Annotated in this window: 19 protein-coding genes, 1 tRNA gene, 1 rRNA gene and 1 pseudogene; 8 read left to right on the forward strand and 14 right to left on the reverse strand. The window is 45.6% G+C overall.

Annotated features, from left to right (window positions below; all coding sequences use genetic code 11):
• Positions 1-45 precede the first annotated feature (45 nt).
• From rrf to JEZ96_RS01065, 6 genes are all read left to right on the forward strand, one after another.
• A 5S ribosomal RNA gene (gene rrf, locus JEZ96_RS01040) occupies positions 46-161 on the forward strand.
• A 36-nt stretch (positions 162-197) separates the two neighbouring features.
• Positions 198-274 (forward strand) — tRNA-Asp (locus JEZ96_RS01045).
• Between the two features lie 338 nt (positions 275-612).
• Positions 613-1,125: a DUF1993 domain-containing protein gene (locus tag JEZ96_RS01050; protein WP_014609597.1), complete on the forward strand. Its 513-nt coding sequence runs from the start codon at positions 613-615 to the stop codon at positions 1,123-1,125.
• 410 nt (positions 1,126-1,535) lie between these two features.
• Positions 1,536-1,745 carry a hypothetical protein gene (locus JEZ96_RS01055; RefSeq protein ID WP_011787595.1) on the forward strand — a complete coding sequence of 70 codons (210 nt, stop codon included), beginning with the start codon at positions 1,536-1,538 and terminating at the stop codon, positions 1,743-1,745.
• 465 nt (positions 1,746-2,210) lie between these two features.
• A complete protein-coding gene (locus JEZ96_RS01060; RefSeq protein ID WP_011787596.1) occupies positions 2,211-3,614 on the forward strand; it encodes an anion permease in 1,404 nt (467 codons plus the stop codon).
• Positions 3,615-3,681: 67 nt separating this feature from the next.
• Positions 3,682-5,190 (forward strand): fumarate hydratase, encoded by a 1,509-nt coding sequence (locus tag JEZ96_RS01065; RefSeq protein ID WP_025008002.1) that lies wholly within the window; start codon positions 3,682-3,684, stop codon positions 5,188-5,190.
• A gap of 83 nt (positions 5,191-5,273) precedes the next feature.
• On the opposite strand, the gene JEZ96_RS01070 is transcribed toward JEZ96_RS01065, so the two are convergent.
• From JEZ96_RS01070 to JEZ96_RS01130, 13 genes and pseudogenes are all read right to left on the reverse strand, one after another.
• Positions 5,274-5,972 (reverse strand): response regulator, encoded by a 699-nt coding sequence (locus tag JEZ96_RS01070; protein ID WP_014609600.1) that lies wholly within the window; start codon positions 5,970-5,972, stop codon positions 5,274-5,276.
• Entirely contained in the window at positions 5,941-7,608 is a 1,668-nt protein-coding gene (locus JEZ96_RS01075) for an ATP-binding protein (RefSeq protein ID WP_128090199.1), read from the reverse strand. Before JEZ96_RS01075 ends, JEZ96_RS01070 begins: the two co-directional genes overlap by 32 nt.
• A 183-nt stretch (positions 7,609-7,791) precedes the next feature.
• Positions 7,792-8,156 (reverse strand): annotated as a pseudogene (gene frdD / locus JEZ96_RS01080) (fumarate reductase subunit FrdD).
• 12 nt (positions 8,157-8,168) lie between these two features.
• Positions 8,169-8,552 (reverse strand): fumarate reductase subunit FrdC, encoded by a 384-nt coding sequence (frdC, locus tag JEZ96_RS01085; RefSeq protein ID WP_025008003.1) that lies wholly within the window; start codon positions 8,550-8,552, stop codon positions 8,169-8,171.
• A 1-nt stretch (position 8,553) separates the two neighbouring features.
• Positions 8,554-9,294 (reverse strand): succinate dehydrogenase/fumarate reductase iron-sulfur subunit, encoded by a 741-nt coding sequence (locus JEZ96_RS01090; protein WP_011787602.1) that lies wholly within the window; start codon positions 9,292-9,294, stop codon positions 8,554-8,556.
• Entirely contained in the window at positions 9,294-11,069 is a 1,776-nt protein-coding gene (gene frdA / locus JEZ96_RS01095; protein ID WP_011787603.1) for a fumarate reductase (quinol) flavoprotein subunit, read from the reverse strand. The genes JEZ96_RS01090 and frdA overlap by 1 nt, the downstream gene beginning before the upstream one ends.
• A 302-nt stretch (positions 11,070-11,371) precedes the next feature.
• Positions 11,372-11,860 carry a GNAT family N-acetyltransferase gene (locus JEZ96_RS01100; protein WP_025008004.1) on the reverse strand — a complete coding sequence of 163 codons (489 nt, stop codon included), beginning with the start codon at positions 11,858-11,860 and terminating at the stop codon, positions 11,372-11,374.
• A 101-nt stretch (positions 11,861-11,961) separates the two neighbouring features.
• Positions 11,962-13,278, reverse strand: coding sequence for a sensor histidine kinase (locus JEZ96_RS01105; protein WP_011918470.1), 1,317 nt, complete (start codon positions 13,276-13,278; stop codon positions 11,962-11,964).
• Between the two features lie 4 nt (positions 13,279-13,282).
• Positions 13,283-13,942: a winged helix-turn-helix domain-containing protein gene (locus tag JEZ96_RS01110; protein WP_006079718.1), complete on the reverse strand. Its 660-nt coding sequence runs from the start codon at positions 13,940-13,942 to the stop codon at positions 13,283-13,285.
• On the reverse strand, positions 13,942-14,208 hold the full coding sequence (locus tag JEZ96_RS01115; RefSeq protein ID WP_011787607.1) for a PepSY domain-containing protein: 267 nt from the start codon (positions 14,206-14,208) through the stop codon (positions 13,942-13,944). Before JEZ96_RS01115 ends, JEZ96_RS01110 begins: the two co-directional genes overlap by 1 nt.
• Entirely contained in the window at positions 14,201-14,764 is a 564-nt protein-coding gene (locus JEZ96_RS01120; RefSeq protein ID WP_061782981.1) for a diheme cytochrome c, read from the reverse strand. Before JEZ96_RS01120 ends, JEZ96_RS01115 begins: the two co-directional genes overlap by 8 nt.
• Positions 14,765-14,854: 90 nt before the next feature.
• Entirely contained in the window at positions 14,855-15,295 is a 441-nt protein-coding gene (locus JEZ96_RS01125) for a DUF1924 domain-containing protein (RefSeq protein WP_025008005.1), read from the reverse strand.
• 53 nt (positions 15,296-15,348) lie between these two features.
• Positions 15,349-15,936, reverse strand: coding sequence for a cytochrome b/b6 domain-containing protein (locus JEZ96_RS01130; protein ID WP_014609609.1), 588 nt, complete (start codon positions 15,934-15,936; stop codon positions 15,349-15,351).
• Positions 15,937-16,152: 216 nt separating this feature from the next.
• On the opposite strand from JEZ96_RS01130, the gene JEZ96_RS01135 reads away from it, so the two are divergent.
• Together JEZ96_RS01135 and JEZ96_RS01140 are read left to right on the forward strand one after the other, a co-directional pair.
• On the forward strand, positions 16,153-16,617 hold the full coding sequence (locus JEZ96_RS01135; RefSeq protein WP_014609610.1) for a ribosomal maturation YjgA family protein: 465 nt from the start codon (positions 16,153-16,155) through the stop codon (positions 16,615-16,617).
• Between the two features lie 71 nt (positions 16,618-16,688).
• On the forward strand, positions 16,689-17,192 hold the full coding sequence (locus JEZ96_RS01140) for a hypothetical protein (protein WP_025008006.1): 504 nt from the start codon (positions 16,689-16,691) through the stop codon (positions 17,190-17,192).
• Here the strand turns inward: JEZ96_RS01140 and JEZ96_RS01145 are convergent.
• Positions 17,189-18,112 carry a LysR family transcriptional regulator gene (locus JEZ96_RS01145; protein ID WP_025008007.1) on the reverse strand — a complete coding sequence of 308 codons (924 nt, stop codon included), beginning with the start codon at positions 18,110-18,112 and terminating at the stop codon, positions 17,189-17,191. The genes JEZ96_RS01140 and JEZ96_RS01145 overlap by 4 nt on opposite strands.
• Between the last annotated feature and the right edge of the window lie 134 nt (positions 18,113-18,246).

The raw sequence follows: 18,246 nt of genomic DNA on the forward strand, positions 1-18,246 counted from the left end.
AGCAGCACGCAGTGCGCTCTCGAGTCTTGTTTAAAACCAAATATGCTTGGTGACAATAGCATTGTGGAACCACCTGATCCCATCCCGAACTCAGAAGTGAAACGCAATCGCGCCGATGGTAGTGTGGGGTCTCCCCATGTGAGAGTAGGTCATCGCCAAGCGCCTAATTTAGCTTAACGTGCAAACGTTAGACTAAAGGAGCGGTAGTTCAGTTGGTTAGAATACCGGCCTGTCACGCCGGGGGTCGCGGGTTCGAGTCCCGTCCGCTCCGCCAACATTAAGAGATAAGCCTCATCGAAAGATGAGGCTTTTTTCGTTGTAAAATAAATGAAAATGAGCACCGATAAGGTGCCCAAGGTTCCCTCTTTTATCCTTGATAGTATTATCGGTTATGCTGATATTGTATTTTTCTACCTTCTCGAGCTAGTGATTATATCGGTTTGGGTGAGTTTCGAACTCTTTTCATTGTTTCGCTTTCTTTGTTGTGTTTATCTTGATGCTTTTATAATTAAGTGAACACTTAAATTCTAAAGACAATTGAAATTGAGTAATTTGCCCCAAGATAGTATGAAGTGCTGCAGTTTTGTAGCGTCCACCACCGAGGTCCATGCCATGCTTTATGATTTAACGGTTGTACAATTTAGCAAGATGCTAAAAAACTTAAGCGTTATTCTTGAAAAGGGCGAATGCTTCGCAAACCTCAAGAAAGTCGATATGGCGGTGCTGTTAAACTCCCGTTTAGCTCCAGATCAATTTAACCTTATTCGCCAAGTTCAAATTGCCTGTGATACAGCCAAAATTGGCGTAGCACGTTTGACAGATAACTTGGATACAGTGCCAAAGCATGATGATAGCGAAACGACGCTGGCTGAGTTACAAGCACGTATTAGCTCAGTTTTAGATTACTTAGCGACGTTTAAAGCGGAGGATTTTGCTAATGCGGCGGTAATTCATGTTTCACAACCACGTTGGGAAGGAAAATATCTGACAGGTTATGAGTTTGCCATTGAGCATGCTATCCCGAACATTTACTTTCATATAACAACAGCCTACGCAATTTTGCGCCATAATGGTGTTGAAATTGGAAAGAAAGATTACCTTGGTGCTATGCCATATAAGTCGTAAATCTAGGCTAGATGTAGTACTGTTGCATGGCTTAATTGTTGTGCAACAGCGGCTTTGCCGCTCGAGTTTGTCAACCTTTCTGCATTACCACCTGTTTTTTCTTTATCTGTAGCATGCCGCTTTTCATCGATGAATTGGAGCCTAGTCTAAGGCTCTTTTGTCTCAATGAGTTAACGCGCTGTTTTTCATATGCCTTACGTTTTGTTCATTTGTACACCGTTAGCATGCGCTTCAATCTTGTTTGCTTGGGTGAGTTATGTTTGGCGTAAGTTTATGAGTCGTCATATTCTTAGCGAATTAAATCATTAAAGGTTTAATGATGAGTTGACTCATTGAAAATGACCTGTTTGTTCGTTAGAGCAGAAATTTACTGGAAGAGCCGATTGAGGCTTTAATTAAAGGAGTTAGCCATGTCTATCGAATCACATGTCATTGAGAGTCCTACTGGAGTAACGGTAACTGATTTGCCAATGAAGAGCAAAAAAGCTAAAAAAGTCGCTATTGCCAGTGGGTTGCGGATTAAGGATAAGTTGACTCAAGATACTCGTCGGCGAATTGAAATTCTGCATGAGCAACGTCAACTATCTAATCGTTTCGGTGTGGATATCGAAATTGACTAATGTAGCCATAGCGATTATTTTGTCATAATGTTCAGGGCCCAGACTGTGGTTGAGTGTGGGCCTATTTTTAGCAATCTACTGAAGTTATCTTGATTGTGACGCGAAGAATAGATCACACTATTACCATCAAGGATAACAACCTTATTTACATCTCAATGAATAACCCCACCGGCCCTTGCAATACCAATGATCCCGATCAGGATCCAAAATCCATTCAGTAAAGTGTAAGCATTATCTTTATGTTAAGGCTGCCATTGTGGCTTCTTAATCCTCATAAAAAGTTACATAACTACTTTTAAGAAACAAAAAACAAACAAAGTTACATAAAACTCCCCCTCGCCTATTTAATTTTCGATTTTGGTTAAGGTTACAGCGTAACTCAAACCTATGTTGTAGCAGTGGAAAACGATGATGTTTCACCATTGTGCAGCAATAACTTCAAATAAATTTAAATTGGTGCTTACCATGAATAAAAAAATCATCTCATGGCTGATTATATTGGCAGTAGGTGGTGGAATTTGGTTGACTCCCGTACCAGCGGGCGTTGATCCAACTGCCTGGCACTTGTTAGCCATTTTCGCTGCAACTGTGTTAGGTCTTATCCTAGAGCCTATTCCAATGGGTGCCGTTGCTATCGGGGGAATAACAATAACGGCATTGACTGGAACATTAACAATTAAAGACTCGCTGACCGGGTTCTCTAATGATGTTATTTGGTTAATTGTGACAGCTTTTTTTATCTCAAGAGCGTTTATCAAGAGCGGGCTGGGAGCGCGCATTGGTTTTGTATTTATGAGATTACTTGGCAAAAAAACACTGAGTCTATCCTATGGCTTGCTGTTAACAGATTTGATCTTAGCGCCAGCGATTCCATCTAATACCGCTCGGACAGGTGGGATTGTGTTCCCTCTGGCAAACTCAGTCGCAGATGCTTATGGTTCAAAAGCGGAAGAGGGGACGTCAGGTAAGCTAGGCAGCTTCTTGATGACAACAGTTTTTCATGGCACCACTATCACTGGCGCTATGTTTTTAACTGGTATGGCTGCGAATCCACTCGCGGCTAAATTAGCTGCGGATATGGGAGTGGAGATCACTTGGGGTCAATGGGCTTTAGCTGCATTAGTGCCAGGAATTATCGCACTGATATTAATGCCATTATTTGCTTACATGCTAAATAAACCGAGCATTACATCTACTCCACAAGCCCCTCAGATTGCTGCAAAAGCGCTTGCTGATATGGGCAAAATGAAGCTAACTGAGTGGGTTACACTGGGGACCTTTATTGCCTTGATTGCTCTGTGGATTGGTGGTCCTGCACTTGGTGTCAGTGGTACAACGGCTGCTATGGTTGGTTTAATTATACTTGTCACTGCTAATGTGTTGAGTTGGGATGATGTGCTGAAGGAAAAAGGGGCTTGGAATACGCTGGTTTGGTTTTCTGCGTTGGTGATGATGGCAACCTTCCTAAACAAACTAGGTTTAATCACATGGTTCGGCACCAATATCGCGACTAACCTGAGCGGGTTAGATTGGCCAGTTGCACTGTTTTCGTTGGTATTAATCTACTTTTATATCCATTACGCTTTTGCATCTGCAACCGCTCATGTTGCTGCACTTTACTCTGTGTTTCTTGCTGTGGCGATACAGCTGGGGGCCCCTGGTCTTTTAGCTGCACTTATCTTTGGTTTTACTTCTAATTTATATGCGTGTGGTACTCACTACGGAACAGGCCCTGCACCTATCCTTTTTGGCGCGGGTCATGTGTCGCTGCCTAAATGGTGGAGTGTGGGTTTTGCCATGGGACTCTTACAAATTGCCATTTGGACCCTTGTGGGCGGAATTTGGTGGAAAGTGATCGGGCTATATTAATCATGTGTCGGGCGGGGTAACTCTTCCCCCCGCTCTAGCTTGCTGTAAATAAATACAAGGGAACGTTATGACAACTATAAAGAAAGTCGATTTTATTGACAGTATCGAAGATGCGCTTCAATACATCTCTTACTATCATCCACTGGATTTTATTCGTGCGATGGAAAAGGCGTACCACGCCGAGAAAAGTGTCGCGGCTAAAGATGCTATTGCTCAAATATTGATTAATTCGAGAATGGCTGCAGAAGGTAAGCGTCCTATTTGCCAAGATACGGGCATTGTGACTTGTTTTGTCAAAATTGGTATGCAAGTGCAGTGGGATACCGATATGACGGTACAGGAAATGGTTGATGAAGGCACAAAAAGAGCCTACAACTGCGTAACTAATCCATTGCGGATGTCGGTTGTCTCAGATCCTGCTGGCGCGCGTAAAAATACGAATACCAATGGCCCTGCGGTCGTCCATATCGAAATGGTTCCCGGTGATAAGGTTGATATTATGATCGCGGCCAAGGGCGGCGGTTCAGAAAATAAGACCAAAATGGCAATGCTAAACCCATCGGATGATATTGCGGCATGGGTGGAAAAAACCGTACCGCTAATGGGCGCGGGTTGGTGTCCTCCTGGCATGTTGGGTATTGGCATCGGTGGTACGGCCGAAAAAGCGGCATTGATGGCAAAAGAAGCGTTGATGGGCTCTGTTGATATCCACGAATTACAGGAGCGGGGAGCACAGACTACCGAAGAAGAGCTGCGCTTAGATATTTTTGAACGTGTTAATAAACTCGGTATTGGCGCGCAAGGTTTAGGTGGGATGACCACTGTTGTGGATATCAAAATCAAAACCGCGCCGACACATGCGGCATCCAAACCTGTCTGTATTATTCCGAATTGTGCGGCAACGCGGCACGTGCATTTTACGTTAGATGGCAATGGGCCAGCTAAGTTAACGCCACCTAAGCTTGCCGATTGGCCAGAGGTAACCTGGGAAGTCGGTAAAAATGTGCGTCGAGTCGATGTAAATAAACTTACAAAAGCCGATATCGCTGAGTGGCGCTCTGGTGAAACCGTCTTACTCTCAGGTAAAATTCTTACCGGTCGTGATGCTGCCCATAAACGTATTCAAGACATGCTTGCACGGGGAGAATCCTTCCCTGTTGATTTCCAGAATCGTTTTATCTACTACGTCGGTCCAGTGGATGCTGTAGGTGATGAAGTGGTAGGCCCTGCAGGCCCAACGACCTCGACCCGCATGGATAAGTTCACCGATATGATGCTAGAGCAAGCGGGCTTAATGGGTATGATTGGTAAATCGGAGCGTGGTGCTGCTACGGTTGAGTCGATTAAGAAAAATCAAGCCGTGTATTTGATGGCTGTCGGTGGCGCCGCATACTTAGTGGCAAAAGCGATTAAGTCAGCCAAGATCCTCGCCTTTGAAGATCTTGGAATGGAAGCCATTTACGAGTTTGATGTTGAAGATATGCCAGTGACTGTCGCCGTGGACAGCCTCGGCGGAAATGTGCACGAAACCGGGCCACAAACCTGGAAACTCAAAATTGCCGAAATGACTGCCTAATATATTTACCCCTGCAAATTAGGCGGTTAGAAGCAATACTAACGGTAACCAACAGACAAACATCTGTTGGTTACCGTTTTTTATTAGCCAAGCAAATCCACATCAATCAATTGATAGACTCTACTGGGGCGTCCACCCGTTTTATAGTTCAATACCATTTTTATCACCCCCTCTGATTCAAGATATTCCAGATAGCGGCGGATAGTGATGCGACTAACATTCATACGATCACTAATATCATCCCCAGAAAATTCAGTGAGTTGTTCTTTTCTTAAGATATCTTTTAGCGTATCGAGAGTATTGGCATCGATTCCTTTTGGTGTTCGCCGCATAGGGAGATTTGTGCGCTTGCCTAGGATATGGTCAATCACACATTGGTCCATGGTTTCATGGCATGCCAATTTTTGTCGATACAGCTTGTAATCATCAAGAGCTTGGCGAACCCTCGACATGCGCAGTGGTTTTACAAGGTAATCACTCACACCGAGTTGAACGACTTGCTCAACGGTTGTGGCCTCGCGCTCAGCGGTAGTCATAATAAAATAACAATTAGCGCCTTGACTGCGCAGTTGTTTGATGACATTTATGCCACTGCCATCGGGTAGGGTGATGTCCACAAAAACCAGCTGGGGTTTATAGAGGTCATAGTGCATCAGAGCATCTTGATAGGTTTCACTGACGACAACGACTTCAAAATCTGGATGTTGGTGAATGATGGATTCCAAGGCATAACTGGCCTTGGGATCATCCTCAATAATCATGGTGGTGACTTTCTGCCTCATAGCGTTTTACTTCGCTCTTCTCAATGTAAATGGAGAATAAAGTGGTGTTATCCTCGGTGCGTTCCCAATCGAGGCTACCACTAAACTGTTTTACAAGTTCGTTAACCAGATATAAGCCTATTCCAGATTGTTCCTGATCGGTTTTACTGGTAACCCCAAAGTCAAAAATGGTATCGGCTATCTCTGGTATTACGCCCGAACCACTATCTTGCACTTCTAAAATAATATGCTGACTACGATCACTGACATAAACCTGCACTTCTGGTGGCACATTACTGCGATTATTCCAAGCTGCAACAATCGCATTGTCGATAAGATTCCCCAGTATGGTGGCTAACTTTTCAGAGACTGACTTACTGTAATTAAGAAGGTTATTGTCCTCATCTAATACATATTTTACGTTGGTTTCTGTTGCTTTGTTATATTTTGCCAGCAAGATAGAGGCCACTAAACTGTTATGAATGGAGCGTACAATATTACCGATAATACGTTGATGGCCCTTACTCTCACGGTCAATAAACTCTATGACTTCATCATAATGCTTTAACTGTAGCATGCCAGATAATACATTGAGTTTGTTTGAATACTCGTGGGTTTTACTCCGTAACTGTTCAGAATAGTTTTTATAATGAAGTAATTCTTTTCTTAGGTCGTTAAGTTCCATATCCGCGAGGAAAATAATCACATAACCATGTTGTTCTTGGTTTATTTGCCATGGATATATACATACTCGGTAATCAAGCTTTCCTAAGCGAAGCCTTTCGGAGGAGGCTTCTCTATGGCTCGCTTTGGTTATTTGACTTAGCGCCGCCGAAAAATGTGCCAATGGCTGTCCGATATAGTCTTGCTTACTCATGCTACCCATAGGTAAAACTTGAGTCGCGATATCATTGATGGCCGAGATCGTAAAATCATTGCTGACTGAAATAATGGGATCATGGATAGCATTGAAAATACGATCATGTTCCATCAATCGCTTCATCACTAATTCTGGTTCAAGGTATTGCATGGTACGTTTTAATTTTGATAACACTACGATAATTAGCAATACAGCAATCGTTAAAACTAAGATAACGACAAAAAGCAGATTGGCGTGGCTTTGAAGAAAAAGCAGGCTGACTTCTTTGGTCAGAATGCCCACAGCGACTGCACCAATGACTTTACCGTTACTCATGACGGGGGAAAAACTGCGAATGGCAGGGCCAAGCGAACCTTCGGCAAAGGTACTGACTTTAATGCCTTCACTTAATACGGGTTTGAGATCATCTCCCACAAAGGGATGGTGTAGTTTTGATTCTTCTGGATGGCTTAAGCGTATTCCCTCTTTATTGACCACGACAATAAAAGAGACACTAGTCTGAGCGCGCAGGTTTTCAATATACGATCGGATAGATACTTCAGGTGTAACATTGGCGCGTTCAACAGCGTCAATGACCACGGGATCCAATGCAAGAATACTGGCTAACTCTAATCCTCGCTGCTTAAGGCTCTCATCATGGGTGGATTTGAGGAGATGAAAAGTGGCTGCCACCATAATAGTCAAGATCAACACCATTGCCATAAAAATACTGGTAATCAAATGTTTCTTGAATTTCATCGGTTTGACTAAGTCAAATCGCTTATTGGTGGAAAGCATAGACCATCCTGTGGGTGAGTGTTTACATCAATAATATCTTAGCTATTGCCTGTGATTAGGATTTTTAAACAACGAAACAACCCCGAAATGCGGAAAATCTCATTTTGGGGCTGTTTAGTTAACAGAAATAGGCAGAAAAATTCTGCCTATCATACCTCTTAAATTATCAACTTAACGATATCGTTAACTTAGTTGTATCACCCAAACGGTAGCCAGTACTGTTACCAATGCCGCGGCTAAGTAGCAAGCGTATTTGCCAACGGTACCTAAATGGATTTGTAAGTCATGTAAACCGTGATGAACTCGGTGCATGGCATGCCACATAGGGAGTGATAAAGAGAGCACGGTAAACGCACCACCAATTGGGTGACTGACAAATGCATAAACTTTGTCGTAGCCGATATCCACTACTCCAAATCCATGTAAGGGCAACAGGATCCCCATCAGAAGTACGGTTACCGGTGTAATCATGGCAAACCAAACGCCCCCGCGCCAAACAGGCCCCACCAAATGGGTTCATCAGAGCGTTTTGGTGAATAATTGATCATAATGTACTCCTACTAAATACAAGCAATCGCCACGAGTGACACTAGCACTAACAGTAGCCATTGAACCGTAACGATGACACCCGTTGGCACGACTTTTTCACCCAGCTTAATTGGCATCACCTGCGGCATCATGCCAAAAAATGTCTTTGCATGATAAAGTGCTCCGATCAATGCCAATACATTGATAAGTAACATGACAGGGTGAGATGAAAAATAGAGCCAGTTATTCCAAGCATCACAGCTTGAGACCAGCGCAAATAAACCCGCGCAAAGATTAAGTGTGAATAGGATCAGCGGTACTATGGTTAATTCTCGCACCATATACCAACTGAAGAAGTTATTCTCGGACCACCAGGTTCTCTGCATAGGACGAACATAGGGTTTGCGGTTTTGCATCTTATGCCTCCTTTGTCGTTATCATATTAATGAGAAAGTCTTTAGCTGACTCGACCTTGCTCTGGTTTACGGCCGCCGCAGGATCGACATGCTTTGGACATACCTTTGAACAATATCCAACGAAGGTACAACCCCAAGCACCGTCTTTACCGTTGATAAGCTTCATCCGTTCGACTTTGCCCAGATCGCGACTATCTAAGTTATATCTGTGGGCCAGTGTAATGGCCGCTGGGCCGATAAATTCTGGGTTCAAACCAAATTGCGGACAAGCTGCATAGCACAAACCACAGTTGATACAGCCTGCAAACTGCTTGTATTTCGCCATTTGTGCTGGCGTTTGTCGATTTGGTCCATCTTCGGGTTTGCGATCGTTACCAATGATATAAGGTTTCATTGCTTCTAATCGTTCAAGGAAGGGGGCTTTGTCGACCACCAGATCTTTCTCAATGGCGAAGTTAGCGAGTGGCTCAAGCGTGATACCTTCTGGGTAGTCGCGTAAAAAGGTTTTACAGGCCAATTTAGGCACTTTGTTAACCATTACGCCACAGGAGCCACAAATCGCCATGCGACAAGACCAGCGATAGGATAAAGATTTATCCATATGATCTTTAATGTAAGTTAATGCATCTTGTATGGAGGTTGTGTTATCCGCAGGGACTTTGAACGTCTCCAAGAAGGGTTCATTGTCCCTTTCTGGATCATATCGAAGGATATTAACCGTCTGAATATTATGCTCTGTCATTAGACTTTCTCCTGCTGTTTTGCGGCATCACCATACAGGCGAGCTTGAGGTTGAGACTTAGTAATCTTCACCTCGCTGTACTTGATGGTTGGCACAGAATTAGGGTTATAGAGTGCAAGGGAGTGTTTTAGATAATCCTTGTCATTACGCGAGTTACAGCCTTCGTCGAGCCGTTGATGGGCGCCGCGTGATTCTCGGCGCTGAATTGCGGAGTGTGCCATGGCCTCGGCAACATCTAAGCTAAAGCCGACTTCAATGGCATAAAGCAAATCAGTATTAAATACTTTGCCTTTATCGGTGATTTGGATGTTTTTATAACGTAAGCGCAGCTCAGCGAGCTTATCTATCGTTGCTTGCATACCTGCTTCATCGCGGTAGATGCCACAACCAGATTCCATGCTCTTACACATTTCAGTACGTACATCAGACCAGTTCTCTGTACCTTTCTGAGCTAATAGCGCATCGAGACGGGCCTCAACGGCTGCGGCTTGTTCATTAATCGCATCGTAGTTCCATCCTTGAAATTCTGCGGCGCGCTTAGCCGCGGTTTCACCAGCTAATCGGCCAAACACAACAAGCTCTGCTAGCGAGTTAGAACCAAGGCGGTTAGCACCGTGTAAGCCAACTGAAGAACATTCACCAACGGCAAACAAGCCTTTAATTTGGGTTTCAGTTTGAGGATCGGTTTCAAGACCTCCCATGGTGTAATGGGCAGTAGGGCGAATAGGAATGGGTTCTTTCGCGGGGTCTACGTTGACATAGGCCTTTGCTAGTTCACAGATAAAAGGTAAGCGCTCTTTGAGGTAGTCTTCACCTAAGTGGCGTAAATCTAAGTGAACTACATCTCCCAGAGGATGTTTGATGGTATTTCCCTTACGTTGCTCATGCCAAAATGCTTGAGAAACCTTATCGCGAGGGCCTAATTCCATGTATTTGTTTTGTGGTTGACCAACGGGGGTTTCTGGCCCTAGACCATAATCCTGCAGATAACGGTAACCATCTTTATTGACCATGATACCGCCTTCACCGCGACATCCTTCCGTCATCAAAATCCCCGTACCGGGTAAACCCGTTGGGTGATATTGCACAAACTCCATATCACGCAGTGGCACGCCATGACGATAGGCAATCGCCATTCCATCACCTGTGACTATGCCGCCATTGGTGTTGAAGTGGTAGACACGGCCACCGCCACCTGTTGCTAGGATCACCGATTTGGCTTTAAAGCAAACGAGCTCGCCTTCAGCAATACACAGGGCGATAACACCTTGCACTTCATTATCGACAACGATGAGATCCAGCACGAAGAATTCGTCATAGCGCACGATATTGCTGTACTTCATTGATGTTTGAAAAAGGGTGTGTAGCATGTGAAAACCCGTTTTATCGGCCGCAAACCAAGTTCGCTCAATCTTCATTCCACCAAAGCGGCGCACGTTAATTTCACCGTTAGGTTTTCGGCTCCACGGACAACCCCATAGTTCTAACTGGGTCATTTCACGTAGTGCATTCTCGACGAAATACTCGACAACGTCTTGTTCACATAGCCAGTCGCCACCGGCAACCGTATCATTGAAATGGTTATCCAGACTGTCTTCATCTTTAATTACCGCAGCCGAACCGCCTTCGGCAGCCACGGTATGTGAGCGCATTGGATATACTTTGGAAATGAGAGCGATACTTAGCTTTGGATTCGCCTCTGCTGCAGCAATTGCTGCGCGAAGACCCGCGCCACCAGCGCCGATGACCGCCACATCTGTGGTTATGGTTTTCAAAATTATCCCTCCAGTAGGAATGATGTTTATCTGTTCAAAACGGACGGTATAGGTAGGGTCGCGTTTTTACTCGTATCTCGGAATCATCAAAACTCAATCAATAAATGATGTTTCTTGAGTGGATCTGTCGTCTGATTTATTTTCGAGGTGAGTATAACAACGGCAAAAATCCTAAAACTGGGGGTAGGCGATATTGAAACTAAGTGCGCTTTTGTAACTTATTTATCCTTATTAACTTAAATTGTTATCACAAAAACAAAACAACTGGAAATTGCCGAGCCAGCAAAAACTGGCGGCATATTCTAATTAGTGCTGCTATCTCCTTGGGACATTAATTGATATTCCATTATCGTAACCATCTCGCCCTTATAATTTTCCTGTGAAATCATTGACCAGCCGAGTGCTTGATAGAAATCGGCTTTATCTGCAGTAAATAAATAGATTTTCTGTAAACCAATCGCTCTAGCATGCTCAATGACGGCATTGACGAGCAACTTACCTAATCCTTTATTTCGATGGTTTGCATTCACATACACATTGGCAAGCCAAGGGCTTAAGTCAGTTCGACTGTCCATATCTGCGACGATTAATGAAGATGATCCCATTACTTGATTTGCCTGTTCGCAGATAAACATCTTAGGCATAGCTGCGTCAGTTAAATACTCGTTCATTTCCTCAATCAACGTAGTGACTGAAGCATCCGCAGAACTCAAATGTGCCCATGCTTGATGATGCCATTCCGCCAATTGTGGAATGTGTTGCGGGGCAGATTTTAGGTCGATAACTTTCATATAAATCTCTAGGTTGATTGGGAATAGGGGGTGAATGGGCAAATTATACCCTCTATTGGCTCGCATGAACTCAGTGGTCATAGGCCGAGTGAGTACACCGCTTAACTCGGGAGCGGTAGAAATACGCTGGCTTTGAGTCCACCTTGTTTCGCGTGGCTAAAGCTGAGTTCGCCCTGATAACTGTCGACGATATCTTTGCAGATAGACAATCCTAAGCCATGGCCTTGGATGCTTTCATCTAGCCGAATGCCGCGCTCAATGATAACGGACAGCGCGGCATCGGAGACGCCTTCGCCATCATCACTCACTTCTATCCCATAGCCAGTAGCTGGCACGTTTTGCTGACTGATATGGATCTCAATGTTCTTGCGGCTATGCTTGCAGGCATTATCCAGCAAGTTGCCTAAGAGTTCGAGTAAGTCATCCCGGTCAAACGGCATCACTAAGCCGCTCGCGTAATGGCTGTGAATAATACGGTCTGGGTAGATGCGCTGCATCACTTGAATCAGCGGCGCGAGATCGTCATCGAGTACGGTATAACGCCCCGGAGTAGACAGGCCGACTATCTTAGTGCGCTTAAGCTCTCTCTCAATGATGTGGTGCAGGTTTGCGAGCACCTTGCTGCCCTCACTCCGCTGTTCTAGTGGAAGGCTTTCTAGGTAGGACTGCAGCCCTTGTAACGGACGTTTCATTTCGTGGGCTAAGTTACCCAAGGCATTACGGGAGCGTTGTACTCTTTGGCCCAATTGATTGACTAAACGATCTATCTCTTCGATCAGTGGGACTATCTCGCTTGGCACTTGGTCAGGATTGATTTCTTGCCCTTGGGTGCGCATCTGCCGGATAGCTTCTGGCATCTGCTCTAAGGGTTTAAAACCGCGTTTAAGTAATTGATACTGTGCTATTAATAGAATGACAATCGTGAGTAACACGGCTGCGCTGGCAAAGGCTAAAAACTGCACTTGGGTTTGTTCAAGCGAGCTAATATCTTCTGTCACCCACAGGGTAACTAATTGATCATCTTTGATAACGGCCTGACTGAACATCAGCCAATGCTCTTTGCTGACAAACTCAGTGGCTTGGTGTTGCTCACCAGCGGTCAGTTTAGGCATGTTCACGTTATGGTCGAATAGGGAGCGTGAACGCAGAGTTTGCTCGCCGATTTGAATCGCAAAATAATGCCCAGAATTAACCCTGTGGTACACATTGGGCAAGCGGTCTGTGGTGAGCGCCCATGTGCCATCGGGATTATGATTCAGGGCGGAGATCAGGCTGTCGGCATCGTGTTGTAGACGCGAAGCGACAAAGTCTTGGGTTAATATTTGGATGCCTTGGTATAGAAAATACAATAACAGCACCATGGCAAAGGTGAGCGTGATCAGCAGATTGCGCGTCAGATAACCCTTGAGTGAATACACGCCTTTACTCCTTGAGTCGATAACCTTGGCCGCGGCGGGTTTCGATATAATCCTTGCCTAAGCGTTGGCGCAGGCGGTTGACGTACACTTCGATGACATTGCTGTCTTTGATTTGATCTTCTTCGTAAATGCGTTCACTGAGCTCTGACTTAGAGACGATCTTGCTGGGATTGACCATTAAGTAATGCAGCAGACGATATTCAATCTTAGTCAGTTCTATCACTTCACCATCAACATTAGTGACGGCTTGTTTGTCGACATCGAGGGAGACGCCTGCATGCTGCAACACATTGTCGGCACGGCCAAAGTGGCGGCGGATCAACACTTCGAGCCTTGCGAGTAGTTCTTCAATGTGAAAAGGCTTGCCGAGGTAATCATCGGCACCCGCCTTGAGGCCATCGACCCGCTCGTGCCACGCATCACGTGCGGTGAGGATCAGCACTGGCATAGCCAAGCCTTTTTGTCGCCATTGGCCGAGGACTTGTAAACCGGGTTTGCCGGGTAAACCGAGATCGAGGATCACGGCTTCGAAGTTTTCTTCTTCGCCTAAAAAGGCGCCATCAATACCGTTATCGGCGTGCTCGACGGTATAACCCGCCTTGTTAAGGGCGGGAATCAGGCGCGCGACCAGATCGGTATCATCTTCAATCAATAGCAAACGCATCAGTCGACCTTTTCCTTTAGCCACTCGCCGGTTTTGGCGTCAATTTTGATTTCATACACTATGCCATCGTCACGGAGGATCTCGAGCTCGTAGATGATACGACCATGTTTCTGCTCGACTTCTAAGTCCAGCAGCCGCCCCTGCAGGCGTGATTCGTAACGTTGCATTATGGTGTCGAAGGGTAAAACTTTGCCCTCCTTAACCCACTCGACCACTTTGCTTGAAAGATCATCGTCGTGGGCATCAGTGCTTGGACTGCTAATCATCCCAACGGCCAAAGCCAGGAATATTAACGGTATCTTCATCGAATATGCCCTTCTCTGCGAGGTTGTGACAATTGCTGCATTGACTGAATGAGCCGACTTTGGGATTATCTTGCACCATACGTTTTGGGATCTCATCGTGTTTGCCAATAAAATATGCCTGTTCTGTGATCTTCTGCGGCCCAGACCCTACGAGCAGCGGCGTGCTGTTTTTCATCACCTTACCATTTTGCGCCGCATGTTGAACCAGATATTCCTCAATTCTAGCAGTGACTTGAGGATCTAGGCTGGCGTTGTCACCAAAGTGGTTCTCAAGATCTGCGGTAATGGCGCGCCACTTGTCGGCGGGGAGTAAATTGGCTGGATAGGCCATGTGGCAGCTACCACATTCTGCCGTGTATTCCGCATTCTGTGGAATGGCGCGGGTGAGCTCGCGGCCATCGTCCGCATAGCCTGTGCCAGTTAAGGTTAGGCTGACACCGATAACGCCAATGGCCAATGCCGCAGCTGTGAGTGATGAACCGAGGAGCCAGCTAATAGGGTGTGCTTGTTGAGTCATGACATCTTCCTTTTTGTGTCGTTACCTTCTGTGGAAGGTATTGAAATTAATTGATCTCATTGAATGAGTTATAAAGTCGAAATTTGGCGGTTATTGCAGGCTTAACCAGAGTAAAGCATCGCCTTTTTCCTGTGGCGTGCAGTCGCGTTTAAAGGTCCAGTTACAGTTACGGGTAAACCATTTCTCGATTTTGGCTGAGTCGGTTAACCGATCTGCGGTAATCGACGGCGCCATAGGGTCAATGGGTTTACGGGTATTTTGGTGCATCCCCATGTCGGTGACTTTGGCGGTATGGCAACTGGCGCAGCTGCGACCGTCCATGTCCTGTAGCCAAAGCTTTTGTCCTGCGGCGGCGGTAAAAGGTCCAGCGCCTTGGGCTTGATAGCTTTGCAGCTGCGTGCCAATACGCTCGGCGCTAAGTGGCAGGCTTTGCACTTTACTGTTGGCGGCGCTAAGGCTAGTCAGCAGCAAGGTGGAAATCGCGACAATGGCAAGGCGACTTTTATTCGTATGTCTGGTTAATCTGTTCATAGAGCATTCCTTTTGGGCTGGATGTCTTATTGCTAAGCAAAATGGCTAATGGATTAATCTTTTTGTTCCGCAGGGCGTTGTTTCCTGCCAGTGACCATGGCTCTGACTAAGTTTTCTTTGTGCAATAGGCTGCTGACGATGACGCCGCCAACGTGGATGACCACAAGGAACACGGTGAAGTTGGCAAAGAATTCATGGACTTCTTTTATGGCGCCTTCGGGCCAAGTGGCGAAAAAGCTCGTAGCTAATGGGCCGTGTCCGTCGGTGGCGTACAGCGCCATGCCCGAGAATCCCGTGATGGCTATGCTGGCAATCAAGGCCACTATCATCATTGCCCCAGCGGGGTTATGGCCTATGTAGTCTTTGGCTTTGCCCGTGATGAGCCCTTTGAGGTACACCAGCACTTCTTTAGGGCGAGTGATAAAGTTGCTAAAGCGCGCATTGTGGGTACCCATCACGCCCCAGAGCAGGCGAAACACCAGTAAAATTAAGATGCTGTAACCTGCGTAACTGTGGATGGTCATCCATTCGTCTTCGCCTTCAGTGAGGTAGGCTAAGGCAAAAAAACCGACGAGTGACCAATGGAATATGCGGATCAACAGGTCCCAGACTTTGATGGTTTGCAGTGTGTTTGATGACATGGTGTGACGCTCCTAAGTGGGTTTAGGTGTAGGCTACTTAACCCAAACTTAAACCTCGCTTAAATTTTGAGGGGCGAACATTTATCGAATTGATGGGGGTGAGTGGTGCGCTTGCTCGTGTGGCGAGTCTTAAATGTCAACTCAAGTGTCCTTGTTAACCTATTGGTATTAAGGTAAATTCTGCCATCTCAACCGAGTGAAGGGATTAACTTATTTATGTCTACCGCCGTTATTCGCGCTTTTATCAGCCGTAATCCGAGTCGTAAATCCTTTTGTATTTATGCCGTTTTATTATTTTTGACTGAAGTCTTAATTGCTTTGTATGCACCTGCGGGTTTTATCCGTGGTTTTGTGGGCGATGTATTGGTGGTGATCTTACTGTTTTGCATGGTGCAGGCTGTCGTTCCGGTTGCCAGCCCAGTAGAAAAGCCCCTAGCACAAAACACAGGCGAGGGTATTAAACGCTTTTTTCAAACTCCTTGGCTGGCGTTTGCGGTATTGCTGTTTGCCTTTGCTATCGAGTTTGGTCAGTATTGGGGTTTAGTCGATAAGCTGGGCTTGGGTGGAAATCGATTGGCGCGGATAGTGATAGGTAGCCATTTTGATCCACTCGATCTCGTGGCGTATTTTGTCGGCTATTTGATCTTACTGGGCTGTTATTGGAAAAGCCGTCAGTCCTAGTGATTTGAATCCGCAAGAGTCGCGTGACGTGTGTTTTCGCGGATAGGTAGGCGAGCTAAGTGGGGTAAGGGATGCAGCCGATAACGGGGTTTTCACTGCTAATAGCACGTACTGATGGACTTGAGCCTAATCCATTGAAAATACCTTTGTATTTCAATGGCCAACCTACTCATACCTTTATTGCTGGCTTAGTGATTGAAGGTCAATATCGCTGCGTTTTACCCAATAAAACCTCGGGGTATTTGGTCATCACTTCTTTTGATTGTCCCTTCGAAGAATCGACCGAGTTTAGTCTGCTTGATGAAGGGTTTAAGCTCATTGCGACAACCTCTTTGGCGCAAATGTACGATTCTTTTCTGCTTTATGCCCATTGGCCCATGGCGGATAACCGACTGAGGTTGCACTATTACGGTCAGTTTGTGCTGGATTTAGTGATGACAACGGGCAGTTCTTGGTTATCTTTTCAGCCAAAACTTAAACTGGTTGAAGTTGTCGATCCCCAAAGCGATCCACAAACAGCCTCCTCTCTTGCTGAATTAGCTCAGCGTTTAGGGGCAATCGGAAAGTCCCTTTAATGCTGGACTAAAAACGGCGTCATCTGCTGATTTAACCATGCCATAAAGACTTGCAGGCGCTTAGATAAGTGCCGCCTGTGGGGATAGATTAAGCTCACTGGCATAGGCGGTGCTGGATAATCTGGCAGAATTTCGATTAATTCTCCGGTTTGTAAATACTTAGCCCCCCCTATGCTGGGAACTTGGATTATCCCCAGTCCAGCTAAACAGGCTGAACTATAGGCATCGGCATTATTCACCGTAATCAACTTAGGCAATTGGATGGTGAGATCCGCTTGATGAGTGTGGGGATCTTGATATTCAAAGCCTGAGTCAGTGCCCCCTAACTGGCTGACATAGTGGACGAGTTTGTGATTGTATAAGGTCAGATCTTCAAGGCTTTCGGGTTTACCGTATTTGGCTATATAGGATGGGCTGACACAGTTCAGCATCTTAAAATGCCCGAGCCTTTTCGCTATCAGTCCTTCTTGCTGCACACTGCCGATGCGAATAACACAATCGAACCCTTCGGCAATGACATCCACCTTACGATCTGTGCTGCTGAGTTCAAGCTCGATGTGCGGGTATTGCTCAATAAATTCAGGGAGTTTAGGTAGCACTAAGTTACGGGCAATGCCTGTAGACATATCGACTCTGAGCCGCCCAGACACTTGCTTGGCTTGCAGTTGGAACAGGCTTTCTAATTCTTGAAATTCCGCCAATAAACTTTTGCAACGCTCGTAACAACTCTGGCCATCTTGGGTTAGCCGTACCGTTCGCGTGGTGCGTTGCAGCAGGCGCGCACCCAAAAATGTTTCGAACTGCGCCACCACATTCGATACATGGGTTTTCGATAGGCCTAAGCTGACGCTAGCTTGGGTAAAGCTTTGTAATTCAGCGACTCGCATAAAAATTTGCATGGCTTGCAATCTATCTTGCACGGCGATTGTCCTTTATTGGCTAACAGTCTTAGCATTTATAGTGTGTTTATCTCGTTAATTGCAAGTAATAAGCTGTGTTCAGTTAATTAGGCCTACAAGGCTTAGGTTTCACTTCCAAGCGACAATTATAAGGA

The organism is Shewanella putrefaciens (assembly GCF_016406325.1).
GTDB classification, from domain to species: domain Bacteria; phylum Pseudomonadota; class Gammaproteobacteria; order Enterobacterales; family Shewanellaceae; genus Shewanella; species Shewanella putrefaciens.

Coding starts and splice junctions, on each gene's coding strand:
- JEZ96_RS01135 (WP_014609610.1), top strand. CDS start 16,153: ATGTCTACCGCCGTTATTCGCGCTTTTATCAGCCGTAATCCGAGTCGT.
- JEZ96_RS01130 (WP_014609609.1), bottom strand. CDS start 15,936: ATGTCATCAAACACACTGCAAACCATCAAAGTCTGGGACCTGTTGATC.
- JEZ96_RS01060 (WP_011787596.1), top strand. CDS start 2,211: ATGAATAAAAAAATCATCTCATGGCTGATTATATTGGCAGTAGGTGGT.
- JEZ96_RS01125 (WP_025008005.1), bottom strand. CDS start 15,295: ATGAACAGATTAACCAGACATACGAATAAAAGTCGCCTTGCCATTGTC.
- JEZ96_RS01120 (WP_061782981.1), bottom strand. CDS start 14,764: ATGACTCAACAAGCACACCCTATTAGCTGGCTCCTCGGTTCATCACTC.
- JEZ96_RS01090 (WP_011787602.1), bottom strand. CDS start 9,294: ATGACAGAGCATAATATTCAGACGGTTAATATCCTTCGATATGATCCA.
- JEZ96_RS01140 (WP_025008006.1), top strand. CDS start 16,689: ATGCAGCCGATAACGGGGTTTTCACTGCTAATAGCACGTACTGATGGA.
- JEZ96_RS01075 (WP_128090199.1), bottom strand. CDS start 7,608: ATGCTTTCCACCAATAAGCGATTTGACTTAGTCAAACCGATGAAATTC.
- JEZ96_RS01110 (WP_006079718.1), bottom strand. CDS start 13,942: ATGCGTTTGCTATTGATTGAAGATGATACCGATCTGGTCGCGCGCCTG.
- JEZ96_RS01055 (WP_011787595.1), top strand. CDS start 1,536: ATGTCTATCGAATCACATGTCATTGAGAGTCCTACTGGAGTAACGGTA.
- JEZ96_RS01070 (WP_014609600.1), bottom strand. CDS start 5,972: ATGAGGCAGAAAGTCACCACCATGATTATTGAGGATGATCCCAAGGCC.
- JEZ96_RS01065 (WP_025008002.1), top strand. CDS start 3,682: ATGACAACTATAAAGAAAGTCGATTTTATTGACAGTATCGAAGATGCG.
- JEZ96_RS01100 (WP_025008004.1), bottom strand. CDS start 11,860: ATGAAAGTTATCGACCTAAAATCTGCCCCGCAACACATTCCACAATTG.
- frdC (WP_025008003.1), bottom strand. CDS start 8,552: ATGCAAAACCGCAAACCCTATGTTCGTCCTATGCAGAGAACCTGGTGG.
- JEZ96_RS01050 (WP_014609597.1), top strand. CDS start 613: ATGCTTTATGATTTAACGGTTGTACAATTTAGCAAGATGCTAAAAAAC.
- JEZ96_RS01115 (WP_011787607.1), bottom strand. CDS start 14,208: ATGATTAGCAGTCCAAGCACTGATGCCCACGACGATGATCTTTCAAGC.